Here is a 24,374-nt window from a genome sequence, read left to right on the forward strand (position 1 = left end):
CGTCCCTTTAACGTCCGGTCGACGTCCCGTCGACGTCGATTGGAGAGAGGCCACGCTCTCACGGAAAACGCGACGATGGGCACGCACGGCATGATCCTCTTCGGCCACGGCGCGCGCGATGCGCGCTGGAAAGAGCCGTTCACGCGCCTCGCGGACAAGCTCGCCGCCACGCGCGGCGATGCGGGGCCCGTAAGTCTCGCCTTTCTCGAGCTCATGGCGCCGAGCCTGCCCGAGGCCATCGCCGCGCAGGCGGCGCTCGGCTGCGACGCCATCACCGTGGTGCCGGTGTTCTTCGGCCAGGGCGGCCATATCCGGCGCGATTTGCCCGCGCTCGTCGCGCAATGCCAGGCTGCGCATCCAGGCGTACAGATCGCCTGCGCGACCGCCGTGGGCGAAGACGACGGCGTGCTCGACGCGATCGTGCAGTACTGCCTCGGGCAAGAGCACGATTAGCGCCCTGCCCTTCAAAAGAGTGGCTGGCACGGCATGCACCAGCACGGTATGTGCCAGCACGGCATGTGCCAGCACGGCATGTGCCAGCACAAAAGCAGACGGGCCGCTCATTGAGCGGCCCGTCTTGCGTTCTACCTACCCCCGTTTATCTGCGCTGCTTCAGGCCGCGGCGCGGCGGCCCGGCGTTTCATCCTGCATCTCGTCTTCGGCCAGCGCCTGCCCTGAGCGCGCCGCAAACGCGTCGCCGATCATGAGCAGGCTCGGCTGTGCCGGATCGAGCCATTCCTGCGCCTCGCCGGCGGCCAGACCCGCCAGCGTGAGCGTGAGCGTGCGTTCGCGCGCCGTGCTGCAGGCCTCGACGATCGCCACGGGCGTCGCGCCCGCGCGGCCCGCTTCGATCAGCTGCCGCGCGATGTCCGGCGCGCTGTCGCGGCCCATGTAGAACACGAGCGAGTCGGCATTGACCTGCTCGCGGATCGCCTCGCTGTCCGCTGCGCGCGAGTAAGTCGCGAGCGCGACGCTGCGCGCCACGCCGCGCAGCGTGAGCGAGCGCTGCAGCGTGGCCGCACTGGCCAGCGCCGCGGTGATGCCCGGCACGATCTCGTACTCGATGCCCGCCGCTTCGAGCGCGCGCATCTCTTCGTCGGCGCGGCCGAACAGCATCGGATCGCCGCCCTTCAGGCGCACGACCACGTCGTGCTCGCGCGCCGCATCCACGAGCTGCTTGTTGATAAAGTGCTGCGCCGTCGAGCGCTGCCCGCAGCGCTTGCCGACCGCGATGAACTTCGCATCGCGCGGGGCATAGTCGAGCATCGCCGGCTCGACCAGCGCGTCGTGCAGCACGACCTGCGCTTCTCCGAGCAGGCGCGCGCCGCGCACCGTGATAAGATCCGCCGCGCCCGGTCCGGCGCCGATCAGATAAACCTTGCCCATTTGCCTCGTTGACTCATGTGTCGGCGCGCCGCCATTCAATCCGGGCGACGCGCCTCGCGTGGCCGCCTCAGGCGGAGACCGCGCGGATCATCCCTGCCGCCACCGTGTGGTGCGTTGCCTCGTCGATGAGGACGAACGCGCCGGTGCCGGGATGCACATCATACAGGTCCGCGACGATCGGCTTTTGCAGCGTGAGCGCCACGCGGCCGATGTCGTTCATCGCGAGATCGTGGCGGTCGGTCGCTTGCGAGAGCGTGTGCACGTCGAGCACTTCCTTGACCGCGCCGATCTTCGCGAACACCGTGCTCGCGGTCTGCTTGAGCAGGTACTTGCGCTGCGGCGAAAGCGGCTCTTCGTCGAACCAGCAGAGGTCCGCTTCGAGCTTCTTCGCGGGCTGCGTGTCGTCCGAAGCGGGCACGAAGGTATCGCCGCGCGAGACGTCCACGTCTTCGGCGAGACGGATCGTGACGGTCTGGCCCGCGAACGCGCGGTCGACCTGCGCCGTGCCGCCCGGCACCGGCGCGATGATCTCGGCCACCGTCGCCTGGCGGCCCGCCGGCAGCACCGTGATGGTGTCGCCGAGCTTCACTTCGCCCGCTTCGACGCGGCCCATGTAGCCACGGAAGTCGTCGGCGCTGGAGCCGTCCTGGCGCGCGACCCATTGCACCGGGAAGCGCAGCGCGTCGCCCGTGGCCTGCTCGACCGGCAGCGCCTCGAGCACGTCGAGCAGCGGCTCACCCGCGTACCACGGCATGCGCTCGCTCGCGGCCACGATGTTGTCGCCCTTGAGCGCCGAGACCGGCACGAAGCGCACGTTCTCCAGACCGAGCTGGCGCGCGAGCGCGACGTAGGCGTCGCGGATCAGGTCGAACGTGGCTTCGCTGTAGTCGACCAGATCCATCTTGTTGATCGCGACGATCACGTGCTGGAGGCCGAGCAGCTTGACGATCGCGCTATGGCGCTTGGTCTGCGGCAGCAGTTGCGTCACGCCGTTCTCGACCGTCACGCGCGTGGGGTCGATCAGGATGATTGCGGCGTGGGCCGTCGAGGCGCCCGTGACCATGTTGCGCGTGTACTGCTCGTGGCCCGGCGTGTCGGCGATGATGAACTTGCGCTTGGCCGTGGCGAAGTAGCGGTACGCCACGTCGATCGTGATGCCCTGCTCGCGCTCGGCTTCGAGGCCGTCGGTGAGCAGCGACAGGTCAATTTCGTCGCCCACGGTGCGCTTGTTCTTCGCGCGCGAGAGCGCCGAAAGCTGATCCGAGAGAACTGCCTTGCTGTCGTACAGCAGGCGGCCGATCAGCGTGCTCTTGCCGTCGTCCACGCTGCCCGCCGTGATGAAGCGCAGCACGCCGAGGTCTTCAGGTTGATGCGTCGTAACCATATTTAATGTTTCCTCAACGTGCTCTTTAGAAATAACCTTGCTTCTTGCGCTGTTCCATCGCGGCTTCCGACGCCTGGTCGTCCATGCGCGTCGCGCCGCGTTCCGTGATTTCGGTCACGGCCGTCTCGGCGATGATCTTCTCGACGTTGTCGGCATCGCTTTCCACGGGGCACGTGCAGCTGATGTCGCCCACCGTGCGGAAGCGCACCTGCGCCATTTCACTCGTCTCGCCTTCCTTCATCGGCGTGAGCGGCGTGACCGGCACGAGCAGGCCATTGCGGCGCACGATCTCGCGCTGGTGCGCGTAGTAGATCGACGGCAGTTCGAGCTTCTCGCGCTCGATGTATTGCCACACGTCCAGTTCCGTCCAGTTCGAGATCGGGAACACGCGCAGGTGCTCGCCGTTATGCAGGCGCGCGTTGTAGATGCTCCAGAGTTCCGGGCGCTGCGCCTTCGGGTCCCACTGGCCGAATTCGTCGCGGAACGAGAAGATGCGCTCCTTCGCGCGGGCCTTCTCTTCGTCGCGGCGCGCGCCGCCGATCATCGCCGTGTAGCCGTATTGCTCGATGGTTTCGAGCAGCGTGACGGCCTGCGCGGCGTTACGCGAATCCGTTTCGCGGCGCAGACGCACGGTGCCCTTCTTGATCGAATCCTCGACGTGGCCGACCACGAGCTCAGCGCCGATTTCGGCCGCACGGCGATCGCGGAAGTCGATCACTTCCTCGTAGTTGTGGCCCGTGTCGATGTGCACGAGCGGGAACGGCAGCGAGGTCTTGCGGTTCGCGCCAAGGCCGAAGGCCTTCAGGGCGAGCGCCAGCACGACCACGGAGTCCTTGCCGCCCGAGAACAGCAGCGCGGGCTTGCTGCACTCGGCAACGAGTTCGCGCAGGATGTGGATCGACTCGGCTTCGAGCCAGTCGAGATGGTCCATGCGGTTCGCCGTGACCTGGAGCGGTGCGTTCACTGCGGAATCGAGCGTCGTGCTCATGTTCGGATCCTTCGTTAGTTCGCGCCCTTTTTACGGGGCGCGCGGTACTCGGTATTCGGTGGCACGCCGCTCAAAACGATGGCGCGCAATAAACTTCAATCCTGGTTCGCCTGGCCGATGGACGACACTTCAACGACCGGAATGGCTGACACGGAGGTGATGTGCAGCCCGCATTCCTTCGTGTCGCGCGACTCCCACCACCAGCGGCCCGCCCGGCTGTCTTCGCCCGGGCGCACGGCGCGCGTACAGGGCTCGCAGCCGATGCTCGGGTAGCCGCGCGCGTGCAGCGGGTTCACCGGCACGTCGAGGGCGCTCAGATACGCCCAGACGTCGGCCTCGGTCCAGTCCGCGAGCGGATTGAACTTGGCGATGCCGCGCGCGTTGTCCTGCTCTTCCTCGTGCAGCTCCGCACGCGTGACCGACTGCTCGCGGCGCTGGCCCGTGACCCAGGCCGAGACGTCCGAAAGCGCACGATTCAGCGGCTCGACCTTGCGGATCTCGCAGCAGCGCTTGCGCAAATCGATGCTCTCGTAAAACGCGTTCAGGCCATGCTGCGTGACGTATTCGTCCACCGCGTCCTGTTGCGGACGGAACTGCTCGATCTCGTAGCCGTAGCGCTCGCTCACGCGCTCGATCATGCCGAGCGTTTCCGCATGCAGGCGGCCCGTGTTCAGCGAGAAGATGCCGATCTTCACGCCGCGCGAGAGGATCGCGTGGGTGAGCAGCATGTCCTCGGCCGCGAGGCTGCTTGCGAGCTTCACGTTGGCGTGGCGCGCGGCGATCGAATCGAGCAGCGCGTCGAGGCGCTCGATCTTCGCCTGCAGCGCCGGCGCGATTTCGTTAGCGACGGTACTCATGCTGCGGCGCCCGGTTGTGCCTGTTGTGCCTGCTGGGCGAGACGGCGGCGGAACAGCGGCGACGGCTCGTCGAACGCGCCCTGGTACTGCACCGTGAACTCGGTGAAGGCCTTGAGCGCGTCGTTGAGGTCCTTGTCGGCGCGCAGCGCGTACGAATCGAAGCCGCAGCGCTCGTAAAAGCGCAGCTGGTCGCGCAGCACGTCGCCGATCGCGCGCAGCTCGCCCTGGTAGCCATAGCGCTCGCGCAACAGACGCCCGATCGAATAGCCGCGGCCATCGCGGAACACCGGGAAGTCGATGCCGATCAGCGCGAGCTTGTCGAAGTCGCCGGCGATGTCGGCCGGTTCGCTGTCCGGCGCGAGCCACACGCCGAGCTCGTCCTTGCCGCGCGAGGCGACGAGCGCATCGCGCTCCGCCTGCCACAGAGCGAACGGCACCAGCACCTTGCCGGCGGGCAGCGCCGACACTTCCGGCAGGGCACCGTCTTCAGCGGCGCGCACGACTTGCCAGTTGTCCTCGACGATCTCGCGTTTTTTGATAATCAATGCCATTGCTTGACTCTCGTTTCTCGTTGCGTGCTGCTCTTAAGCGTGGGCCGGCTGGCGCGATGCGTACACGCGCTCCTTGAACGGCGCGATGCCGAGGCGGTCGTACGTGTCGATGAAGCGCTCGCCGTCGATGCGCAGTTCGACGAACGTGTCGATCACCTTCGACATCACATCGGGCATTTCCTCGGCCGAGAACGACGGGCCGATCACGCGACCAAGGCGCGCGCCGTTGGCGCCGTTGCCCTGCTCGCCGCCGAGCGACACCTGGTACCACTCCGAGCCGTCTTTATCGACGCCCAGAATGCCGATGTTGCCGACGTGATGGTGACCGCACGAGTTCATGCAGCCCGAGATGTTCAGCGACAGGTCGCCCAGGTCGTGGACATAGTCGAGATTGTCGAAACGCTCCTGGATCGCGAGCGCGATGGGGATCGACTTCGCGTTCGCGAGCGAGCAGAAGTCGCCGCCCGGGCACGCGATGATGTCGGTCAGCAAGCCGATGTTCGCCGTCGCGAAACCTTGTGCCTTCGCCTTTTCCCAGAGCGCGTAGAGGTCGCGCTTCTTGACGTCCGCGAGGATCAGGTTCTGCTCGTGCGAGACGCGGATCTGGCCAAACGCGTATTCGTCGGCCCAGTCGGCCACGGCTTCCATCTGCGCATCGGTGGCGTCACCCGGCGCGATGTCGCGCGGCTTGAGCGAGAGCGTGACCGACGCGTAGCCCGGCACGCGGTGCGTGCGCACGTTACGCTCGACCCAGCGCGCGAACGCGCGGCTCTCGAGCAGATGCTTCTCGTACGAGGTATCCGTATCGGCGAGCTTCTCGTAGGCCGGCGCCACGAAGTGCTTCGACACGCGGTCGAGTTCTTCCTGGGTGAGCGTCGAGGGGCCGTCCTTCAGATGCTGCCACTCCTCTTCCACCTGCGCAGCGAACTTCGCCGGCGAGAGCGCCTTCACGAGAATCTTGATGCGCGCCTTGTACATGTTGTCGCGGCGGCCATAGCGGTTGTACACGCGCAGCACGGCTTCGCAATAGGTCAGGATGTGCTGCCACGGCAGGTCGCGCTTGATGATCGCGCCGACGATCGGCGTGCGGCCGAGGCCGCCGCCCGCGAGGATGCTCGCGACGACTTCGCCCTTTTCGTTACGGTCGAGATAGACGCCCAGGTCGTGGATCTGCACGGCCACGCGGTCTTCCTTCGAGCCGGAGACAGCGATCTTGAACTTGCGCGGCAACCACGCGAACTCGGGGTGGAACGTCGACCACTGGCGCAGAACCTCGGCCCACGGGCGCGGATCGACGATTTCGTCGGGCGCAACGCCCGCGAACTGGTCGGCGGTAATGTTGCGGATGCAGTTGCCCGAGGTCTGGATGCCGTGCATCTGGACCGAGGCGAGCTTACGCAGGATCTCGGGCGTTTCCTCGAGCTTGATCCAGTTGTACTGGATGTTCGAACGCGTCGAGAAGTGGCCGTAGCCGCGGTCATGCTCGCGCGCGATGCGCCCGAGCATGCGCAACTGGTCGCTGCGCAGGTTGCCGTACGGAATCGCGATGCGGTGCATGTAGGCGTGGCGCTGGTAGTACAGGCCGTTCTGCAGGCGCAGCGGGCGGAATTCTTCTTCGCTCAATTCGCCCGAGAGGCGCCGGCGAACCTGGTCGCTGTATTGCGCGACGCGTTCGTCAACGATGGTCTGGTCGTACTGATCGTATTGGTACATTCGGGGACCCCAGGGTTGTTCATTCGCAGCGTTCCGGTTACGCCGCGCGCTCCGATTTCAATTCGACCGCCTTGGTCCTCGCTTGCGAGCCGCGCCGTTGCGCGCACTGCTCGTTTGCTAATGACCAAAACAGATATCCATATTGGAAAACTTCGAGGAATGGTAATAAACTCCCTTTATATTTCAAACGATCTAAAAATCAGGTTGATATGCCAAGGGGTTATATATGAACCTCCACCAGTTCCGCTTCGTGCGCGAAGCCGTGCGCCAGAACTTCAATCTCACGGAAGCGGCCAAGGCTCTGTATACAAGCCAGCCGGGCGTCTCGAAGGCGATCATCGAGCTGGAGGATGAACTCGGGGTCGAAATCTTTACTCGCCACGGCAAGCGCGTGCGCTCGCTCACGGAGCCGGGGCGCATCATCCTCGCCTCGGTGGAGCGCATCCTGCAGGAAGTGGAGAGCTTAAAGCGCGTGGGCAAGGACTACGCCGCGCAGGATCAGGGCAATCTGACCATCGCCGCCACGCACACCCAGGCACGCTACTCGCTGCCGGCGGCCATCGCCGAATTCAAGCGGCGCTTCCCGAAGGTGCACCTTTCGATTCTGCAAGGCAGCCCCACCCAGGTGGCGGAAATGGTGCTGCACGACCAGGCCGACCTCTGCATCGCGACGGAAGCCATCTCCGGCTACAAGGAATTGGTGTCGCTGCCCTGCTTCACCTGGCACCACGTGGCGGTCATGCTGCCGGACCACCCACTGCTCGAGCGCAAGCCGCTCTCGCTCGACGATCTGGCCCAATTTCCGCTCATCACCTACGACAATGCGTTCGCGGGCCGCACGAAGATCAACGATGCGTTCCGCCTGCGCGGCCTCTCGCCCGACATCGTGCTCGAAGCCATCGACGCGGATGTGATCAAGACTTACGTGGAATTGGGTCTGGGCGTGGGGATCATGGCCGACATCGCGTTCAATGCCGAGCGCGACCGCCATCTGCGCGCGCTGCCCGTGGGCCACCTGTTCGGCAGCAACGTGACGCGCGTGGCACTCAAACAGGGCGCGTACCTGCGCAGTTATGTCTATACGCTGGTGGAGTTGCTCTCGCCGAGCCTGAACCGCAAGCTCATCGAGCAGGCGCTCAAGGGCGAGCACGAGAGCTACGAGCTGTAACTCACGAGCCGTAACGGCGCGCGAACCGCGCCTAAAGAACGATCAAGCCTCATTACAACAACGCTTCTCGCTGCATTTCCTCCTGGAGACCTATTGCATGAAGCTGCAACCGCGCCTGAGTTCGTCCCTGAGTCCGCTTTTCCAGTCGCCCCTGCGCTCGCTGCGTCCGCTCGCGGCAGCGGCCGCGCTTGCCGCGGCCGCTTTCGCGCCCGCCGCGCATGCCGATCTCAAGGTCGGCATCGATCTGTCGAGCACCGGCCCCGCCGCCGCCATCGGCATCACGAGCAAGAACGCCATGCTGATGTGGCCCCCGGAGATCGCAGGCCAGAAGACCGACTACATCGTGCTCGACGACGGCTCCGATCCGGGCGCGGCGGTGCGCAACATCCACAAGCTCATCAACGAGGATCACGTGGATGTGATCGTCGGGCCGAACATCACGCCGGCGGCGCTCGCCGCCCTCGACCCCGTGGCCGAGGCCAAAACGCCGATGATCACGCTGGTGGGCTCGGGATCCGTGGTCGAGCCGCAGCAAGGCGCGCGCGTGTGGGCCTTCAAGATGGCGCAGACCGACGCAGCAATGGCCGACGTGATGACGCGCTACATGGCCGCGCATGGCGTGAAGACGGTGGGCTTCATCGGCTTTGCGGATAGCTACGGCGACAGCTGGCTCAACGAATTCACGAAATTCGCGAAGGAACGCAACATCCAGATCGTGGCGACCGAGCGCTTTAACCGCACCGACGCGAGCGTGACGGGCCAGATCCTCAAGCTGATGGCCGCGAAGCCCGACGCCGTGCTGATCGCGGGCGCCGGCACGCCCACGGTGCTGCCGCAGCGCACGCTGGTCGAGCGCGGCTACAAGGGCGCGATCTATCAGACGCACGGCATTGCCACGCCCGAATTCATCAAGCTGGGCGGCAAGGACGTAGAGGGCACGCTGTTCCCGACTCAACCCGTCGTGGTCGCGCGCACGCTGCCGGCCGAGCTCCCGGCGCAAAAGGCGGCGCTCGCGTTCGTCGATGCGTATGAAGCGAAATACGGCCCGGGCACGGTCACGCAGTTCGCGGGCGACGCGGCTGGCGTCTACCCGCGCCTCTCGGATGCCGTGACGCGCGCGCTCAAGACCGCGCAGCCCGGCACGGAGGCATTCCGCGTGGCGTTGCGCCGGGAGCTCGAGCACGCCCACGAGCTGGTCGTGCCCAACGGCGTGGTCAACACCAGCGAAAAGGACCACGTGGGCCTCGACCAGCGCGCGAGCGTAATGGGCACGATACGCGGCGGCAAGTTCGTGTATCTCGCCCAGTAACGCGGCGCGCTAGTCGAATGCGGCCGGCCAGCGCCGCGAGCTGTGGAGCACGCGCAAGACCTTGATCGTCTGGCATCGATTCGCGGTCGGCCAGCGCGAGCGGCGACCATTCGAGCCTCAAGTCTTGCCCTTGCGGACGTGCGCGAGGCGTGGCCGTGCGCCTCGCGGCGCTTGCGAGCCGTCGTTTTCCTCCGCCTGCTCCAGCGCCGTGCTCACCGCCGCCGCGCGCCGCTTCGCGAAATGCGCCTCCACCTCGTCCGCCTCGATGCCCGGGCGCGGGTCCTCGAGCGCCTCGCGCACCTTCGCGCGGAACCACGCATCGTGCGTGGCCGGATCCACCGCGAAGTCGAAAGGCAAAGCGCCTTCGTTCGCGACGCGCGTGAGCAGGATGCGTACCGCGTCCGAAACGGTGAGCCCCATGTTCTCGAGCACCGCCGACGCACGCTCCTTGAGCGCCGGATCGATGCGAACCTGTACCAATGCGCTTGCGCTCATCCCCCAGCTCCTTCGCGTGATGTTCGAAGCGACATCGTAATTCATTCGTATTACGTCAGACATGCTGTTCCTTTGAAGCAGGTTAAACACGCTTCGAGTTTCGCAGCCTGACGCGATCCGCTCCATTCATCCGAATGGCCATGTGCACTCGTCGCGCAAAGACGAGCCAGGACAAATACTGATCCGCTTGCGCATTTCCCCCGCCGGCGGCAAGGCGCGGCGCGAAAGCCCTTTGGTACAATCTCGCGGTTGCCTGGCACCGTTTTTCAGCGCCACGTTCACCGCGCGTCCGGGGCCTCGCCATCTGCACAGAACCGAACCATAACGCCGAGTCATCATGAACATCGAACAAGCGCGTTTCAACATGATCGAACAGCAGATCCGCCCCTGGGAGGTGCTCGACCAGGACGTGCTGAACCTGCTGTCGATCGTCAAGCGAGAGCACTACGTCCCCGCGGCCTATGTCGATCTCGCGTTCGCCGACCTCGAGTTGCCCCTTCCCAACGACCAGCACATGCTGGCGCCGCGCATCGAAGCGCGCGTGCTGCAGGAGCTCGCGGTGAAGAAGCATGAGAGCGTGCTGGAGATCGGCGCGGGTTCGGGATACATGGCGGCGCTGCTCGCGCATCGTGCGCAGAAGGTGCTGACGGTGGAGATCGACACGGAACTCGCCGACTTCGCGCGCGCCAATTTCGTCAAGAACGGCGTGCTGAACGCCGAAGTCGTGCAGGGCGACGGCTCGCGCGGCTGGGCGGCCAATGCGCCCTACGACGTGATCTGCGTTTCGGGCGGCCTGCCCGTGGTGCCGCAGGAGCTGCTCGAACAATTGAAGGTGGGCGGGCGTCTGGCCGCTTTCGTGGGCGGCGCGCCGGTCATGGAAGCGCAAATCATCACGCGCATGGACGAAAAGCAGTACCGCATTGCGAGCGTGTTCGAAACGTATGTCGAGCCGCTCGAAAACGCGGTGCAGCCGTCGCGCTTCAAGTTCTAGGCCATATACTGTTGCGAGCCGCGCAGGCGGCTCGTTCTTTTCCAACGACCGAGTTTCACATGCAGAATCTGACCGCCCCCGCCCTCGCCGAATGGCTCGCCGACACCTCGCGCGAGGCCCCCGTGCTCCTCGACGTGCGCGAGCCGTGGGAGATCCAGACCGCCAATATCGCCGGCAGCGTCTCGATCCCGATGGCCCAGATTCCGGCCCGCAGCGAGGAGCTGGACGACGATGCGCAGATCGTCTGCGTCTGCCACCACGGCGCGCGCAGCGCCCAGGTCGCGATGTTCCTCGAGTCGCGCGGCTTCACGAAGGTGTTCAATCTGCAGGGCGGCATCGACGCCTGGTCGCGTCAGGTCGACTCGAAGGTGCCCACGTACTGATCGGTACGCATGGGTAGGCGGCGCGAGACGCGCTGCCCGTCAAGATAAATTCGGACGCAAATCCGGATGCAAAAAACCGGTGCAAATCCGGCGGCTGCAATCCTGGATCAGGACGATATGAAGGGCGCGGCTTCGGCCGCGCCCTTCTTCATTGCAGCGCTAGTCAGGCCTCAGCGCTTTACTCCACCTCGCGCAGCACCAGCGCAACCGTCGAGAAGATCTCCTCGATCTGCGCCTCGTCCACGATCAGCGGCGGCGAGAACGCCAGGATATCGCCCGTGTAGCGCGTGAGCACGCCCTTCTGGTAGCAGCGCACGAAGACCTCGTAGGCGCGCGCGCCCGGCGCGCCTTCGCGCGGCTCCAGCTCCACGCCGCCCACGAGCCCGAGATTGCGCACGTCGATCACGTGCGGCTCGCCGCGCAGCTTGTGGATCTCGCGCTCGAACACCGGCGCCATTTGCGCCGCGCGCCCGAACAGACCCTCGCGCTCGTACAGGTCGATGGCCGCGCACGCCGCCGCGGCAGCGACAGGGTGGCCCGAATACGTATAGCCGTGGAAGAGCTCGATGCCGTTGGGCGCGCCGCCCACGATGGTGTCGTGAATGCGCGCGCTCGCGGCCACCGCTCCCATTGGCACAGCGGCGTTGTTGGTGCCCTTGGCCATCGTCAGCAAGTCGGGCGTCACGCCGAAGTAATTGGCCGCGAACGGCGCGCCGAGGCGCCCCCAACCCGTGATGACCTCGTCGAAGATCAGCAGGATGCCGTGCTTGTCGCAGATCTCGCGCAAGCGCTGCAGATAGCCCTGCGGCGGGATCAGCACACCGGTCGAGCCCGCCACCGGCTCGACGATCACCGCCGCAATGGTCGAAGCGTCGTGCAACGCGCACAGCCGCTCGAGCTCGTCGGCGAGATGCGTGCCCCAGGCCGGCTGCCCCTTCGAGAACCCCGCCTCGCGGATATTGAGCGTATGCGGCAGGTGGTCGACCGAGGGCAGCAACTGGCCCGAATACGCCTTACGGTTGGGCGCGATGCCGCCCACCGAAATGCCGCCGAAACCCACGCCGTGATAGCCCCGTTCGCGCCCGATGAAGCGCGTGCGCTGCCCCTCGCCGCGCGCACGGTGGAACGCAAGCGCAATCTTGAGCGCCGTGTCCACGGCCTCGGAGCCCGAATTCGTGAAGAAGATGTGCTTGAGGTCGCCCGGTGTGTGCTTTGCGATCTTTTGCGCGGCCTCGAAAGCCTTGGGATGGCCCATCTGGAACGTCGGTGCGAAATCCATTTCCTCGGCCTGCGCCTTCACCGCGGCGACGATCTCGTCGCGGCAGTGCCCCGCGTTCACGCACCACAGCCCGGCGGTGCCGTCGAGAATCTGCCGGCCGTCGTGCGACGTGTAGTACATCCCTTTCGCGCCGACGAGGAGCCGCGGCGCACTCTTGAACTGCCGATTCGCGGTGAACGGCATCCAGAACGCGGACAGGTCGGGCAGGCTGGCATTCATCTGCATCTCCTTGATCTCTTTGACATCGACAGTACGGCGATTGACGGAATTCGCAGGCACTCCTGTTCATGACGCTTGCGGTGCTGCACTTCAGTTCATGCACGTTGAACGTGTCCGGCGCTTCAGTCCTGCAGTCTAGATATCCGCTCACCCATGCACAGCGATGCAGCGCGCGACGGATGCCCCGCTGCCCGCCGCCATGCATTCGCGCACTGTAACGATGCAGTGCACCCGAACATGAATCGCATTGCACCACATTCGCCCGTGGGCTGCGCGGCGTCACGCGAGGCGCACGCCGCCCGCGCCTTGTGCCGCCACGCATCGCACATCTTCCACGCGCGGCCACGGCCTGGCACAACGCTTGCAGTAATCCGCCCCGCAAGACTGAACACCTCACGTCGGCGCATAACCAGACCAGACGCGCCACGACCCACGACTTGAACCAAAGGGGCACACATGAAACGTCGCAGTCTGTTGAAACTCGGGACGATGTCGGGCGCGCTCGCGCTCGCGGGGCGCCTGCCGTTCGCGCACGCCGACACGGGCAGCGGCCCGATCAAGGTCGGCATCCTGCATTCGCTCTCGGGCACCATGGCGATCTCCGAGACCTCGCTCAAGGACACCGCGCTGATGACGATCGCCGACATCAACAAGAACGGCGGCGTGATGGGCCGGCAAATCCAGCCCGTGGTGGTCGACCCCGCGTCGAACTGGCCGCTGTTCGCCGAAAAGGCCCGCCAGCTGCTCACCCAGGACAAGGTCGCGTGCGTGTTCGGCTGCTGGACCTCGGTGTCGCGCAAGTCGGTGCTGCCCGTGTTCGAGGAACTGAACGGCCTGCTCTACTACCCGGTGCAATACGAAGGCGAGGAGATGTCGCGCAACGTGTTCTATACCGGCGCGGCGCCCAACCAGCAGGCCATCCCCGCCGTCGAATACCTGATGAGCGCGGAAGGCGGCGGCGCGAAGCGCTTCTTCCTGCTCGGCACCGACTATGTGTATCCGCGCACGACCAACAAGATCCTGCGTGCGTACCTGCATTCGAAGGGCGTGCAGGACAGCGATATTCAGGAGGTCTACACGCCGTTCGGCCACAGCGACTATCAGACCATCGTCGCGAACATCAAGACCTTCTCGCAGGGCGGCAAGACCACGGTGGTCTCGACCATCAACGGCGACTCGAACGTGCCGTTCTACAAGGAGCTCGGCAATCAGGGCATCAAGGCGACCGAGGTGCCCGTGGTCGCGTTCTCCGTGGGCGAGGAAGAGCTACGCGGCATCGACACGAAGCCGCTCGTCGGCCACCTCGCGGCCTGGAACTACTTCATGTCGGTGAAAGGCCCGCAGAACACGAAGTTCAAGGAGCAGTTCGCCGAGTGGGTGAAGACCAACAACCTGCCGGGCGGCGCGAAGCGCGTGACGAACGATCCGATGGAAGCCACCTTCGTGGGCATCCACATGTGGAAGCAGGCGGTCGAGAAAGCGAAGAGCACCGACGTCGACAAGGTGCGCGTGGCGATGATCGGCCAGTCCGTGGCGGCGCCCTCGGGCTTCACGCTCACGATGGACGGCAACCATCATCTGCACAAGCCGGTGATGATCGGCGAGATTCGCGGCGACGGCCAGTTCAACGTGGTGTGGCGGACCAAAACGGCGATCCGCGCGCAGCCGTGGAGCCCCTTCATTGCCGGCAACGACGGCAAGCCGGACGTGGTGAGCTCGAGCGTCTTGCCCGCCTTCCTGCGCCGCTCGCGCGTCGCCTGAAATCCTGCATCACCGCGCGCCTCGCCGCCGTGCGCGGCGCGCACTGTGCCCGTGCTTGCCCGCGCTTCGATTTGCTCAGCCGGTGTGCAACGTCGTGGCGTCATCAGGCAATGCACGGCAGCCCGAACCAGGAAGCAATCACCATGGCTCTCTTACTCTCGAGGTTCGTCCGGGTACGAGCGCGCGTTCGCGTGCGTCGCGCAAGCGCCGCACACCCGCTCGTGCTTGTGCTTGCACTCGCTCTTTGCGCAGCCTTCTCCTCAGGCGCCCATGCGCTCGAAGCAGCCGACATCGCGCCGCTCAGCGGTGACGACTTCGATGCGAAGGCCGCCGCGATCGACAAGCTCATCGCCACGCACGACGCCGCGTCGCTCGCACTGTTGAAAGCGCTGGCCGAGGACAACGTCACCGCAACGGACTCGGGCGAAGTGCTCGTGCAGGACGGCGCGGATAGCCAAAGCACACGCGACGCCGCCACCGGCAAGCCGGTGCCGCCAGGCGTCGCGGCGAGCGCGCAGCCCATTACGCTGAACAACCTGCTGCGCTCGAAAGTGGCGGGCGCGGTGTCGGGCCTGCAGCTCGCCTCGCCTGACGTCGAAACGCGCCGCGCGGCCATCGCCGGGCTGCTGAAGAATCCCGACCCGGCAATGAAGCCACTGATCGACGCGGCACGCGCGAAGGAAACCGATCCCGCGCTCAAGCGCCGCCTCGACACGCTCTGGGCGATGACCGCCCTGCACAACCCGAACGAGGCCACGCGCCTCGAGGCCGTGAAGCTGGTGGCCGCGCGCCACGACCTCGACATGTACGAGTTGCTGCGCCCGCTCGTCGCGAAGAACGCGAGCGGTGTGTTCAACGAGCCCGACGCCGCTGTGCGCACCGCCGCCCAGCAAGGCATCGACGCCCTCGACGCGATCCAGCGCCGCAACGAGATCGCGGGCACCCTGTTCGCCGGCCTCTCGCTCGGCAGCGTGCTGCTGCTCGCGGCGCTGGGTCTGGCGATCACGTACGGGCTCATCGGCGTCATCAACATGGCGCACGGCGAGTTCCTCATGATCGGTGCGTACGCAACTTATGTGGTGCAGACGCTGTTCCAGCGTTATGCGCCGGGCGTGCTCAACTGGTATCCACTGCTCGCGGTTCCGGCTTCGTTCATCGCCGCCGCGCTCGTGGGCGCGGTGATCGAGCGGCTCGTGATCCGGCATCTGTACGGACGTCCGCTCGAAACACTGCTCACCACCTTCGGCATCAGCCTGATCCTCATTCAGGCCACGCGCATGATCTTCGGCGCGCAGAACGTGCAAGTCGAGAACCCCGCCTGGATGAGCGGCGGCGTCACGCTCATGCAGAACCTCATCCTGCCGTACAACCGCCTCGCGATTCTCGCGTTCTCGTTGATCGTGGTGGCCATCGCGTGGGCCGTGCTCACGAAGACGCGTCTGGGCCTCTACGTGCGCGCCGTCACGCAGAACCGCCGCATGGCCGCGTGCGTGGGCGTGCGCACGGCGCGCGTCGATGCCTGGGCGTTTGCATTCGGCGCGGGCGTCGCGGGTCTGGGCGGCTGCGCGCTCTCGCAGATCGGCAACGTAGGCCCGGACCTCGGACAGAGCTACATCATCGATTCGTTCATGGCCGTGGTGCTGGGCGGTGTGGGACAGATCGCGGGCACCGTGATCGGCGGCTTCGGCCTCGGGCTCGTCTCCAAGGCTATCGAACCGTTCTGGGGCGCGGTGCTCGCGAAGATCGCCGTGCTCGTGCTGATCGTGCTCTTCATCCAGAAGCGTCCGCAGGGGCTGTTCGCCCTCAAGGGCCGCAGCGCGGAGGCATGAGATGACACGACGACCCCCAACACTCCCTTCGGTCGCTGCCCCCCAAGGGGGTGTCAGTACTCTTGGGGCGGCCCGGCGAGTACTGACATGACGGCCACCTCCACCACACCGCGCGCCTCGTACGGCGCACCCGCGCCGCAACGCGGCGACGGCCCGGAAACGTTCGCACTGGGCCTGCCCGCGCGGCCCGCCCTGCTCTCGCGCCGCGCGTGGCTCGCGCTCATTGCGCTCATCATCGCGATGGGCGTGGGCGTGCCGCTGTGCGCGCTCGTGCTGCCGCAATCGAGCGCGCTGCATCTGTCGGCCTATACGATGACGCTGGCCGGCAAACTCATGTGCTACGCGATCGCCGCGCTCGCGCTCGATCTCGTGTGGGGCTACTGCGGCATCCTGAGCCTCGGCCACGGCCTGTTCTTCGCGCTCGGCGGCTACGCCATCGGCATGTACCTGATGCGCGAGATCGGCCACGACGGCAAGTACGGCAGCGATCTGCCCGACTTCATGGTGTTCCTCGACTGGCATGCGCTGCCGTGGTACTGGCAAGGCACGCAGCATCTCTGGTACGCGCTGTTGCTCGTGGTGCTCGTGCCCGCCGTGATTGCCTGGGTATTCGGCTTCTTCACGTTCCGCTCGCGCGTGAAAGGCGTGTATCTCTCGATCATCACGCAGGCCATGACCTTCGCCGCGATGCTGCTGTTCTTTCGCAACGAAACTGGCTTCGGCGGCAACAACGGCTTCACCGACTTCAAGCGCATCGCGGGCATGCCCATCACCCATCCGGGCACGCGCACCGTGCTGTTCCTGATGACCTTCGCGACGCTCGTGCTCGCGTTTCTCGCCGCGCGCGCCATCGTCGCCTCGAAGCTCGGCCGCGTCGTGACCGCCGTGCGCGACGGCGAGACGCGCCTCATGTTCCTCGGCTACAGCCCGCTCGGCTACAAGCTCTTCGTCTGGACCGTCTCGGCCGTGCTGTGCGGCATCGCGGGCGCGCTCTACGTGCCGCAAGTGGGCATCATCAACCCGAGTGAAATGTCGCCGGGCAATTCGATCGAGATGGCGATCTGGGTGGCCGTAGGCGGACGCGGCACGCTCATCGGCCCGATCATCGGCGCGTTTGCCGTGAACGGCGCGAAAAGCTTTTTCACCGCCTACTTTCCGGAGTACTGGCTTTTTTTCCTAGGCCTCATTTTCGTGCTCGTGCCGCTGTTGCTGCCCAATGGCATCGTGGGCCTGATCGAGCTCGTCGCGCAGCGTATCAAGCACCTTGGCGCAGGAGGCAAACGCTCATGAACGGCCACCTCATCCTCAACGATCCTCTCAGTCACAATCCGTTCGACGACGACACGCTAACGGTTTCCGGCGTTGCGACGATGGGCCATGTGGTCGAGCCCGGCGCCATCGACATCTCGCACGGCACGATCCTCTATCTGGAGGACGTGAGCGTGAGCTTCGACGGCTTTCGCGCGCTCAACAAGCTCTCGCTCGAGATCGACGCGGGCGAGCTGCGCTGCGTGATCGGCCCGAACGGCGCGGGCAAGACCACGATGATGGACGTGATCACCGGCAAGACCTCGCCCGATTCCGGCAAGGTCTTTCTCGGCCAGACGCTCGATCTCACGCGCATGAACGAGCCGGCAATCGCACGCGCGGGGATCGGCCGGAAGTTCCAGAAGCCCACGGTGTTCGAGCAGCATCCTGTCTGGGAAAACCTCGAGCTCGCCATGAAGGCCGACAAGGGGTGGTTCGCCACGCTGCGCGCGCGCCTGGACCGCCAGGCGCAGGCGTTGATCGAGGAGACGCTCGAAGTGATCCGGCTCGAGAGCGAGGCGCGCCGCCTTGCGGGCGAGCTATCGCACGGGCAGAAGCAGCGGCTCGAAATCGGCATGCTGCTGATGCAGCGCCCCGCCCTGCTGCTGCTCGACGAGCCAGCCGCGGGCATGACCGACGACGAAACCATGGAGCTCGCCGCGCTGCTCAACCGCTTGAGAGGCAGCTGCTCGATGATGGTGGTCGAGCACGACATGGAGTTCGTAGCCGCGCTCGCGGGCGAGACCGGCCGCGTGACGGTGATGGCCGAAGGCCGCGTGCTCGCGCACGGCACGCTCGCCGACGTGAAGCGCGACGACGCGGTCATCGAATCCTATCTGGGCCGCTGAGCCCGTTGAACCCGCCCGGCACGGCTCCGGAAATACAAGGCATCGACATGCTCACCATCGAATCGCTGAACCAGTACTACGGCGGCAGCCACATCCTGCGCGACGTCTCCATGACGGTGCCCGAGAGCAGGCTCACCGTTCTGCTCGGCCGCAACGGCGTCGGCAAGACCACGCTGCTGCGCTGCCTCATGGGCGTGGTGCCGACGAAGAGCGGCACGGTCGCATGGCGCGACACGTCGCTCACGAAGCTGCCCACCCATGCGCGCGTCGCGCACGGTCTCGCGTACGTGCCGCAAGGCCGCGATATCTTCCCGCGCCTCACCGTGGAGGAAAATCTGCTGGTGGGCGCGGCGAGCAAGAAGCGCCTGCCCTCCGGGGTGCCCGACCACATCTATACGCTCTTTCCCGTGCTCAAGGACATGAAGGGGCGGCGCGGCGGCGATCTTTCGGGCGGCCAGCAGCAGCAGCTCGCCATCGGCCGCGCCTTGATGAGCGATCCGCAACTGCTGATCCTCGACGAGCCCACCGAAGGCATTCAACCCTCGATCATCCAGGACATCGGGCGCACGCTGCGGCAACTCGTCGAAGAGATGAGCCTGACGGTGCTGCTCGTCGAGCAGTATTACGACTTCGCGAAGGCCATTGCGGACGGCTACTGGGTGATGCGCCGCGGCGAGATCGTGGCGGGCGGCGCGGGCGCCGACATGGACGCCGACGGCGTGCGGGAAATGATTGCGGTCTGAGCCGCCAACGGGGTGCGGAAGATGTTCGCGCTCCGAGACGCCAACGGCACATGCTATCCTGCACGGCACCTCTCGCCCTCGCCCCCGTTTTCAGCATGTCGCTTCACGAAAATCACGCCGCGCTCGCCAACACCACTTTGCGCAGCAACGCGCCTCAGGAATGGGTGGCCAGGCTCGAACTGGGCTTCGAGCGTCACGATGCCCCTCAAGGCGACGTGCTCCGCAGCGCGCGCACGACGCTCGCGCATCGGCTGCACGTGGGGCCGTTGCGCGTGCAACGGCCGCTCTATCCCGAAGGCGATGCGATCTGCCACGCGGTGATCGTGCATCCGCCCGCGGGCATCGCCGGCGGCGACCGGCTCGACATCGACGTGAACGTAGGCGACGGCGCGCACGCGGTGCTCACCACGCCCGGCGCCACCAAGTGGTACAAGTCCAATGGCCGCGTGGCGCGCCAGCGCATCAAGCTGCTCGTGGGCGCGGGTGCGAAGCTCGACTGGCTGCCGCAGAACAATCTCGTCTTCGATCACGCGCACGCCGAGCTCGACCTCTCGCTCACGCTCGCAGAAGGCGCAACGGCCATCGGCTGGGACGCCATGCAGCTTGGCCGCCAGGCGGCCGGCGAGCGCTGGTCGGCCGGCATGGTGCGCTCGCTCACGCGGGTGGCGCGCGCCGCCACGCAAGACACCGACGAACAACTGCTCTGGTTCGAACGCGCCCTGGTGGACGCCGCCGACCCGCTGCGCGACGCGCCGCAGGGCCTCGCGGGCTATCCGGCGTTCGGCATGCTGTGGGCCATCGGGGCGGCCTGCAACGAAGGGCTCGCGCAAGACCTCGCGGTCACGCTCCCCTTCGACGATGCCCTGCGCGCGGGCGCAACCTGCGTCGCGCCGGGTGTGCTGCTGGTGCGCGTCATCGCGCACTCGATGGAGCCGCTGCAACAGACACTCACGCGATGCTGGACGCAGTTGCGCCCCATCGTGCACGGCGTCAAGGCGGCGCCGCTGCGTCTGTGGACGACCTGAATCCGCTTTTCGCGCACCAGATCGGCGCACTTGTGCAACCGTGAATAAACAATAGAGTCCGGCACAAGCCAACAGACTTTGACTCGACACAATAAAGCTTGACCCAACACCGTCGGCCTCTCACGTCCCGGGGTGGCAACCAGCGCGAAGGACGCGTCCCGACAGACCAAGGCCCGTGACACGCACCGCCAGGTGGGCATTCGGACGGCGGCCGTTCAAACGACAAGTTTCCCCGCTCGCTGATCGGCCGGTTGTGGCCGGTTTCACCCGCTGAGCTTTGATGCCACAAAGCAGCCGCTCGCACCCGGGAATGTTTTGAACGACAGCTAACGGCGAGGTCGGCGAGCGCTCGCGATCGGCCAACTTCAGACATTGGCTAGTATGCCGGGGCAGCCGCTCGAACGTCTCGTCCGCCCTTGGCAACAGACATTTGCTGGCGGAGCGCGGTTCCCTGCGATTGGTTCCCGCTCAGTGACCTTGATCAGGTCGATAAAAGCAGCCAGTGCGCGCGAGGCAACCATTGCCAAAGCTTCCGGCGCTCCAACCTTCTAGGTGGCGCCAATCGCTCCGTTCACAGTTTGGTGGGGAATATCCATCAACCATACGTCGGCTTGCTCGCCCGCATAGAACGGGCTCCGCTCAAGATGCATGACCGGCTACTCCCCGACACCCGGCAAATGCGGAATGGCGCCCGCTGTGAGCAGAATTTCAACCCCGGGGTCGAGCCATCCGTTGGATGATAGCGGCTCGCGCCTGCCACTGACAAAAAAGCGCAACCACCCTGCGCAGGCGTCTGGCTGGGTGACTACCGGGGGACCATGATGAAGAGAACACTGCTTGCAATTTGCTTCGGGATGGTTGTGCTCAATGGCGCGCGGCGTGCACGAAGAACTGCCGCCGGGGGCCGTGTCGACCGGCTCGGTCAACACCACCGGACATGTTGACATCTACCGCAACGGGGATTTACCACGGCGGCCGTTTTATTGCCTCGCCAAGGTGGCCGCCCACGGGAATGCTGACGCTACTCACGACACGCTCGAAACCACGCTGGAGAGCGAGACGTTGAAGCTCAATGCTGACTGCCTCTTGCTGACGGCCGAAAATGTCACGAACGACGGGACTATCGGCTCCTACGGCGGCGGTCTTTTCTCATCCACTCAAATCAAGCGGCCGCACCTGTACGGTGTCGCGTGCAAGTATTCGCAAGTCAAGCTGGGCATTAATCAGGACAAGGACCATGTCGTCAGCTACGTCAGCGACGGTTCACCCGCTGCAACAGCCGGCATCGTCGAAGGCGACAAGATCCTGGCCATCAACGGCGTGTCCATCGCCTCCTCACCGTTTGTGACCGAAACCGAAGTCAGCACGAAGAAGCCCGGCGATACAGTGACGATCGAGTTCCTCAACAAGAGCGGCAAGAAGGAACGCAAAGTCATCACTCTTTCAGGTTCCTGACGCTACCGACACACCGCCGCTCATCTTTGGCAAGCGCACTACAAGCCCACTCAACTGCGGCTCCTTACCTTCACAAGCTTTGACGCGCCATACGGAGGACCGTTAAATGTCTCTCATCAAATGTCATGAATGCGGCAGCAATATAAGCACGGTCGCCAGGAGATGCCCGAGTTGTGGCGCATTATCGAAAACACGTTTCAACAGGATGACGACTATCGCTGCTATCGTGATTGCGGGATTGCGGGATTGCGGGATTGCCCGCATGGTATTTACCTAACACGCTAAGCGCTGATACTCCAACTCGTCGTGTTCGATCTCGTCATACCGCGGCTCCCAGGCGGCAATGAAAGCGTCATCGATTACATCGAGTGTCGGAAGCATGGCGGGTCCTTTCTTTTTCTGGCTATCCACACGTTTCGTGAGTCGTGGTCTGGCATGCGGGCAATGATTCCAACGCGCACTGCGGCGATCCGGGAACGAAGGCCTCTCGCAGAGAAGTGACAGCGCCCGCTGCGTGCGCACGGCGCGGGCGCCACTGCTGCTCGTCGAGAAGCTGATCAGCAGTACGGCGAATGAAGTGCCGCCTTTTTCTTGAGAAGCTATTGCCCCGTATCTTTACTGCCAAGTGCCGCGTGAAAATCCGATCCTTGCTGGCATTCACCTATCGAATCTAGGCAATCACGGCAGGATTAGATGGCGCTTTACGTTGAATTTTGTGCATGATCGGCTTTTCGAGCAAATGCCAACTAACCGTTCCCATGATGACCGCACTGATCAATGTAAGCATTCCAACGAGGACAATATTCATGTCCGGGCGATACCAGAGAATTAATTTAGCAGCGGGCCACGCGTAGAGATAGACACCATAGGATATGTCATTTTCGCTGTTGATTTTGCAAGTAACATATTGCTTGCCCAGATTTGAAATCGCTATTACCAAGTAGCCGCCAAATATTGCTACGGCCAGATTGGCGGTTCTTGGCTCAAATAAGAACGTTACGAGAGCTGCTGCCGAAAAAGCTGCCGTCCATTTTTTGTCGAAACTTATGCGATCCTTGTAGATTTGATATGTTGATCCGCACAAGAATACGCCAACAAATCTTATGGTTGAGCGTGGCTCTCCAACGGTCAGATTGAAAATTCTATCCCAAAAGGAGTGTGCCTGGGTTTGTGCGAGAGCAGCTTCATAACCGAAAGGATGGTAGTGCTCCGGAATTATGCATGAGAGCACGAGAAATGAAATTGCCGTGATAAGAATGACGCGCTTCCTATTGAAAAATCCAAGCAATCCAAGTGCTAGAATCAAGAGGTAGCATCTAAATTCGTAAGGTATCGTCCACATCGCACCATTCAAATCAGGATAGTACGTACCATGAAACGCCGTCGTTGACATTGGCGGTTGGAGTAGCAGTATTCTCGCCGCCAGGCTCAAAACATGTTGCGGAGTGACCGCAACGTCACCTCCTCCCAATGGAGCAACGACGAGATCGCAAATTAGGTATGATGCTGCAAATGCCGGGTAAATTCGAAAAATTCGCTTCTTAAGAAAAGAGACAGGTGACTGAGTTTTGAGGTAGCTTGCGGAAATCAGGTATCCACTTATAAGGAAAAATCCGTCTACAGCAAGTTCTCCAAAGGATATCGATCCGAATATATTGGTTAAAATCTCTCGGTTACGATTTCCGTCGTAAATTTCTGGGGTGTGGGACAGTATGACAAGCGATGCGAATAAAAGCCTCAAGAAGCCAAAGGAGTTTTCGCGTGATTCATATTTTAGCTGGCTCATTATTTTGTCGGTAAGCACAGTTGATGTTGATGTGACATCTGACTAAAGCTTTTTGTCCAAAATGCGTGCGACGACTCCGACAACATGCATCCGTGGCCATACATACCATGCCTTGAAGCGAGGCCAGTTCCTTATCGTATTTTAAGCACACAACTATCTCCATCTGTGCGGACGCGAACATAGACGCGCACGGGCCTTGTTCGATGTTGTAGCGTCTGGGCGTGACGCGTACGCTGTCGAGCGCCCGATACGCGCGCCGGTCCGTGAACCCCTGACTTGGCGGGCCTATCCGTGGCCCTGCTGTTGCAATTTGCGAGCCTCAGCGGCTTCCGCGTCGAGCTTGTCGCGCGTTTCCTGCATGGCTTTATTCGAGTCGGTATCGACGTTCCAATCGCGTCTCGTCAAGCGATTCACCCCCTTAGGTGTCAAATCCCCGTCCGGTTTGACTGTACCCGTGGCGACGTTGAGACGCGAACGACATATCGTTAAGTTTCTTCCTCTGAGCCATGGCGGTTCTCCTGAAGAGGAGCGTGCTCGACATCGGCCGCAGTTCATGACTATCAGAATAGGCTCGAGACGTACGCGAACCTAAGCACGGAATGGATGGGGGGCACTGTCCAAGGTAACACCTGTTGACCGGAAATGCCTACAGAGTGCCTACACGTGGCCGGAAATGAAAAGGGACTTACAGGCAAAGCGCTGTAAGTCCTTGAATTCTTTGGTTGGGCGTGAGTGACTCGAACACTCGACCTAAGGATTAAGAGTCCGGGGGCCGTAAAAGCGAACCCGATTTCGCTTCTACTCAGCACTTCGCCGATGGATCGCACTCGGTGGCCCGGTCGGACCACGCGAACGGCCGTTTCACTTTGATAGTGTTGAAAAACTCGGCAATTTTC

General features: G+C 64.0%; 21 protein-coding genes and 1 pseudogene. 13 read left to right on the forward strand and 9 right to left on the reverse strand.

Annotation, left to right across the window (positions count from 1 at the left end; all coding sequences use genetic code 11):
• Positions 1-75 precede the first annotated feature (75 nt).
• Complete coding sequence (locus EYW47_RS25070; protein WP_133197529.1) at positions 76-453, forward strand: sirohydrochlorin chelatase; 378 nt, start codon at positions 76-78, stop codon at positions 451-453.
• Between the two features lie 159 nt (positions 454-612).
• On the opposite strand, the gene cobA is transcribed toward EYW47_RS25070, so the two are convergent.
• The 6 genes from cobA to EYW47_RS25100 form a co-directional block, all read right to left on the reverse strand.
• Positions 613-1,386, reverse strand: coding sequence for a uroporphyrinogen-III C-methyltransferase (gene cobA / locus EYW47_RS25075; RefSeq protein ID WP_133197530.1), 774 nt, complete (start codon positions 1,384-1,386; stop codon positions 613-615).
• 67 nt (positions 1,387-1,453) lie between these two features.
• A complete protein-coding gene (locus tag EYW47_RS25080; RefSeq protein WP_133197531.1) occupies positions 1,454-2,770 on the reverse strand; it encodes a sulfate adenylyltransferase subunit 1 in 1,317 nt (438 codons plus the stop codon).
• A gap of 25 nt (positions 2,771-2,795) precedes the next feature.
• Positions 2,796-3,758 (reverse strand): sulfate adenylyltransferase subunit CysD, encoded by a 963-nt coding sequence (gene cysD / locus EYW47_RS25085; RefSeq protein WP_133197532.1) that lies wholly within the window; start codon positions 3,756-3,758, stop codon positions 2,796-2,798.
• A gap of 95 nt (positions 3,759-3,853) precedes the next feature.
• Entirely contained in the window at positions 3,854-4,615 is a 762-nt protein-coding gene (locus tag EYW47_RS25090) for a phosphoadenylyl-sulfate reductase (RefSeq protein WP_205710152.1), read from the reverse strand.
• Positions 4,612-5,166 carry a DUF934 domain-containing protein gene (locus tag EYW47_RS25095; RefSeq protein WP_133197533.1) on the reverse strand — a complete coding sequence of 185 codons (555 nt, stop codon included), beginning with the start codon at positions 5,164-5,166 and terminating at the stop codon, positions 4,612-4,614. Before EYW47_RS25095 ends, EYW47_RS25090 begins: the two co-directional genes overlap by 4 nt.
• A gap of 33 nt (positions 5,167-5,199) precedes the next feature.
• Entirely contained in the window at positions 5,200-6,879 is a 1,680-nt protein-coding gene (locus EYW47_RS25100; RefSeq protein ID WP_133197534.1) for a nitrite/sulfite reductase, read from the reverse strand.
• A gap of 226 nt (positions 6,880-7,105) precedes the next feature.
• Between EYW47_RS25100 and EYW47_RS25105 the strand changes: the two genes are divergently transcribed.
• Positions 7,106-8,047 carry a CysB family HTH-type transcriptional regulator gene (locus EYW47_RS25105; protein ID WP_133197535.1) on the forward strand — a complete coding sequence of 314 codons (942 nt, stop codon included), beginning with the start codon at positions 7,106-7,108 and terminating at the stop codon, positions 8,045-8,047.
• A gap of 97 nt (positions 8,048-8,144) precedes the next feature.
• A complete protein-coding gene (locus tag EYW47_RS25110) occupies positions 8,145-9,356 on the forward strand; it encodes an ABC transporter substrate-binding protein (RefSeq protein WP_133197536.1) in 1,212 nt (403 codons plus the stop codon).
• 204 nt (positions 9,357-9,560) lie between these two features.
• Here the strand turns inward: EYW47_RS25110 and EYW47_RS42040 are convergent.
• Positions 9,561-9,851: pseudogene (locus EYW47_RS42040) on the reverse strand (type II toxin-antitoxin system RelB/DinJ family antitoxin); the annotation flags it as partial.
• A 337-nt stretch (positions 9,852-10,188) separates the two neighbouring features.
• Between EYW47_RS42040 and EYW47_RS25120 the strand changes: the two are divergent.
• A complete protein-coding gene (locus EYW47_RS25120) occupies positions 10,189-10,842 on the forward strand; it encodes a protein-L-isoaspartate O-methyltransferase family protein (RefSeq protein WP_133197538.1) in 654 nt (217 codons plus the stop codon).
• A gap of 59 nt (positions 10,843-10,901) precedes the next feature.
• The gene (locus EYW47_RS25125; protein WP_133197539.1) at positions 10,902-11,225 is read left to right on the forward strand and encodes a rhodanese-like domain-containing protein; all 324 of its coding nucleotides are present in this window, start codon (positions 10,902-10,904) and stop codon (positions 11,223-11,225) included.
• Positions 11,226-11,403: 178 nt separating this feature from the next.
• Here EYW47_RS25125 and aptA read toward each other — a convergent pair whose 3' ends face one another.
• Positions 11,404-12,729: an omega-aminotransferase AptA gene (aptA, locus tag EYW47_RS25130; protein WP_133197568.1), complete on the reverse strand. Its 1,326-nt coding sequence runs from the start codon at positions 12,727-12,729 to the stop codon at positions 11,404-11,406.
• A gap of 450 nt (positions 12,730-13,179) precedes the next feature.
• Here aptA and urtA point away from each other — a divergent pair, with 450 nt between their 5' ends.
• From urtA to EYW47_RS42685, 8 genes are all read left to right on the forward strand, one after another.
• Entirely contained in the window at positions 13,180-14,484 is a 1,305-nt protein-coding gene (urtA, locus tag EYW47_RS25135; protein ID WP_133197540.1) for an urea ABC transporter substrate-binding protein, read from the forward strand.
• Between the two features lie 143 nt (positions 14,485-14,627).
• Positions 14,628-16,313, forward strand: a complete 1,686-nt coding sequence (gene urtB / locus EYW47_RS25140) for an urea ABC transporter permease subunit UrtB (RefSeq protein WP_133197541.1) — start codon at positions 14,628-14,630, stop codon at positions 16,311-16,313.
• Positions 16,314-16,400: 87 nt separating this feature from the next.
• The gene (gene urtC / locus EYW47_RS25145) at positions 16,401-17,603 is read left to right on the forward strand and encodes an urea ABC transporter permease subunit UrtC (RefSeq protein WP_133197542.1); all 1,203 of its coding nucleotides are present in this window, start codon (positions 16,401-16,403) and stop codon (positions 17,601-17,603) included.
• 80 nt (positions 17,604-17,683) lie between these two features.
• Positions 17,684-18,469: an urea ABC transporter ATP-binding protein UrtD gene (gene urtD / locus EYW47_RS25150; RefSeq protein ID WP_240763908.1), complete on the forward strand. Its 786-nt coding sequence runs from the start codon at positions 17,684-17,686 to the stop codon at positions 18,467-18,469.
• 47 nt (positions 18,470-18,516) lie between these two features.
• Entirely contained in the window at positions 18,517-19,212 is a 696-nt protein-coding gene (gene urtE / locus EYW47_RS25155) for an urea ABC transporter ATP-binding subunit UrtE (RefSeq protein ID WP_133197544.1), read from the forward strand.
• A 95-nt stretch (positions 19,213-19,307) separates the two neighbouring features.
• Positions 19,308-20,237, forward strand: a complete 930-nt coding sequence (locus EYW47_RS25160; protein ID WP_133197545.1) for an urease accessory protein UreD — start codon at positions 19,308-19,310, stop codon at positions 20,235-20,237.
• A gap of 879 nt (positions 20,238-21,116) precedes the next feature.
• Positions 21,117-21,692 (forward strand): PDZ domain-containing protein, encoded by a 576-nt coding sequence (locus tag EYW47_RS25165; RefSeq protein WP_165976668.1) that lies wholly within the window; start codon positions 21,117-21,119, stop codon positions 21,690-21,692.
• 106 nt (positions 21,693-21,798) lie between these two features.
• On the forward strand, positions 21,799-21,969 hold the full coding sequence (locus tag EYW47_RS42685) for a zinc-ribbon domain-containing protein (protein WP_377785128.1): 171 nt from the start codon (positions 21,799-21,801) through the stop codon (positions 21,967-21,969).
• A gap of 393 nt (positions 21,970-22,362) precedes the next feature.
• Here the strand turns inward: EYW47_RS42685 and EYW47_RS25170 are convergent, their stop codons facing one another.
• The gene (locus EYW47_RS25170; RefSeq protein ID WP_133197547.1) at positions 22,363-23,478 is read right to left on the reverse strand and encodes an acyltransferase family protein; all 1,116 of its coding nucleotides are present in this window, start codon (positions 23,476-23,478) and stop codon (positions 22,363-22,365) included.
• Between the last annotated feature and the right edge of the window lie 896 nt (positions 23,479-24,374).

This window comes from Paraburkholderia silviterrae, assembly GCF_004353915.1.
Classification (GTDB): domain Bacteria; phylum Pseudomonadota; class Gammaproteobacteria; order Burkholderiales; family Burkholderiaceae; genus Paraburkholderia; species Paraburkholderia silviterrae.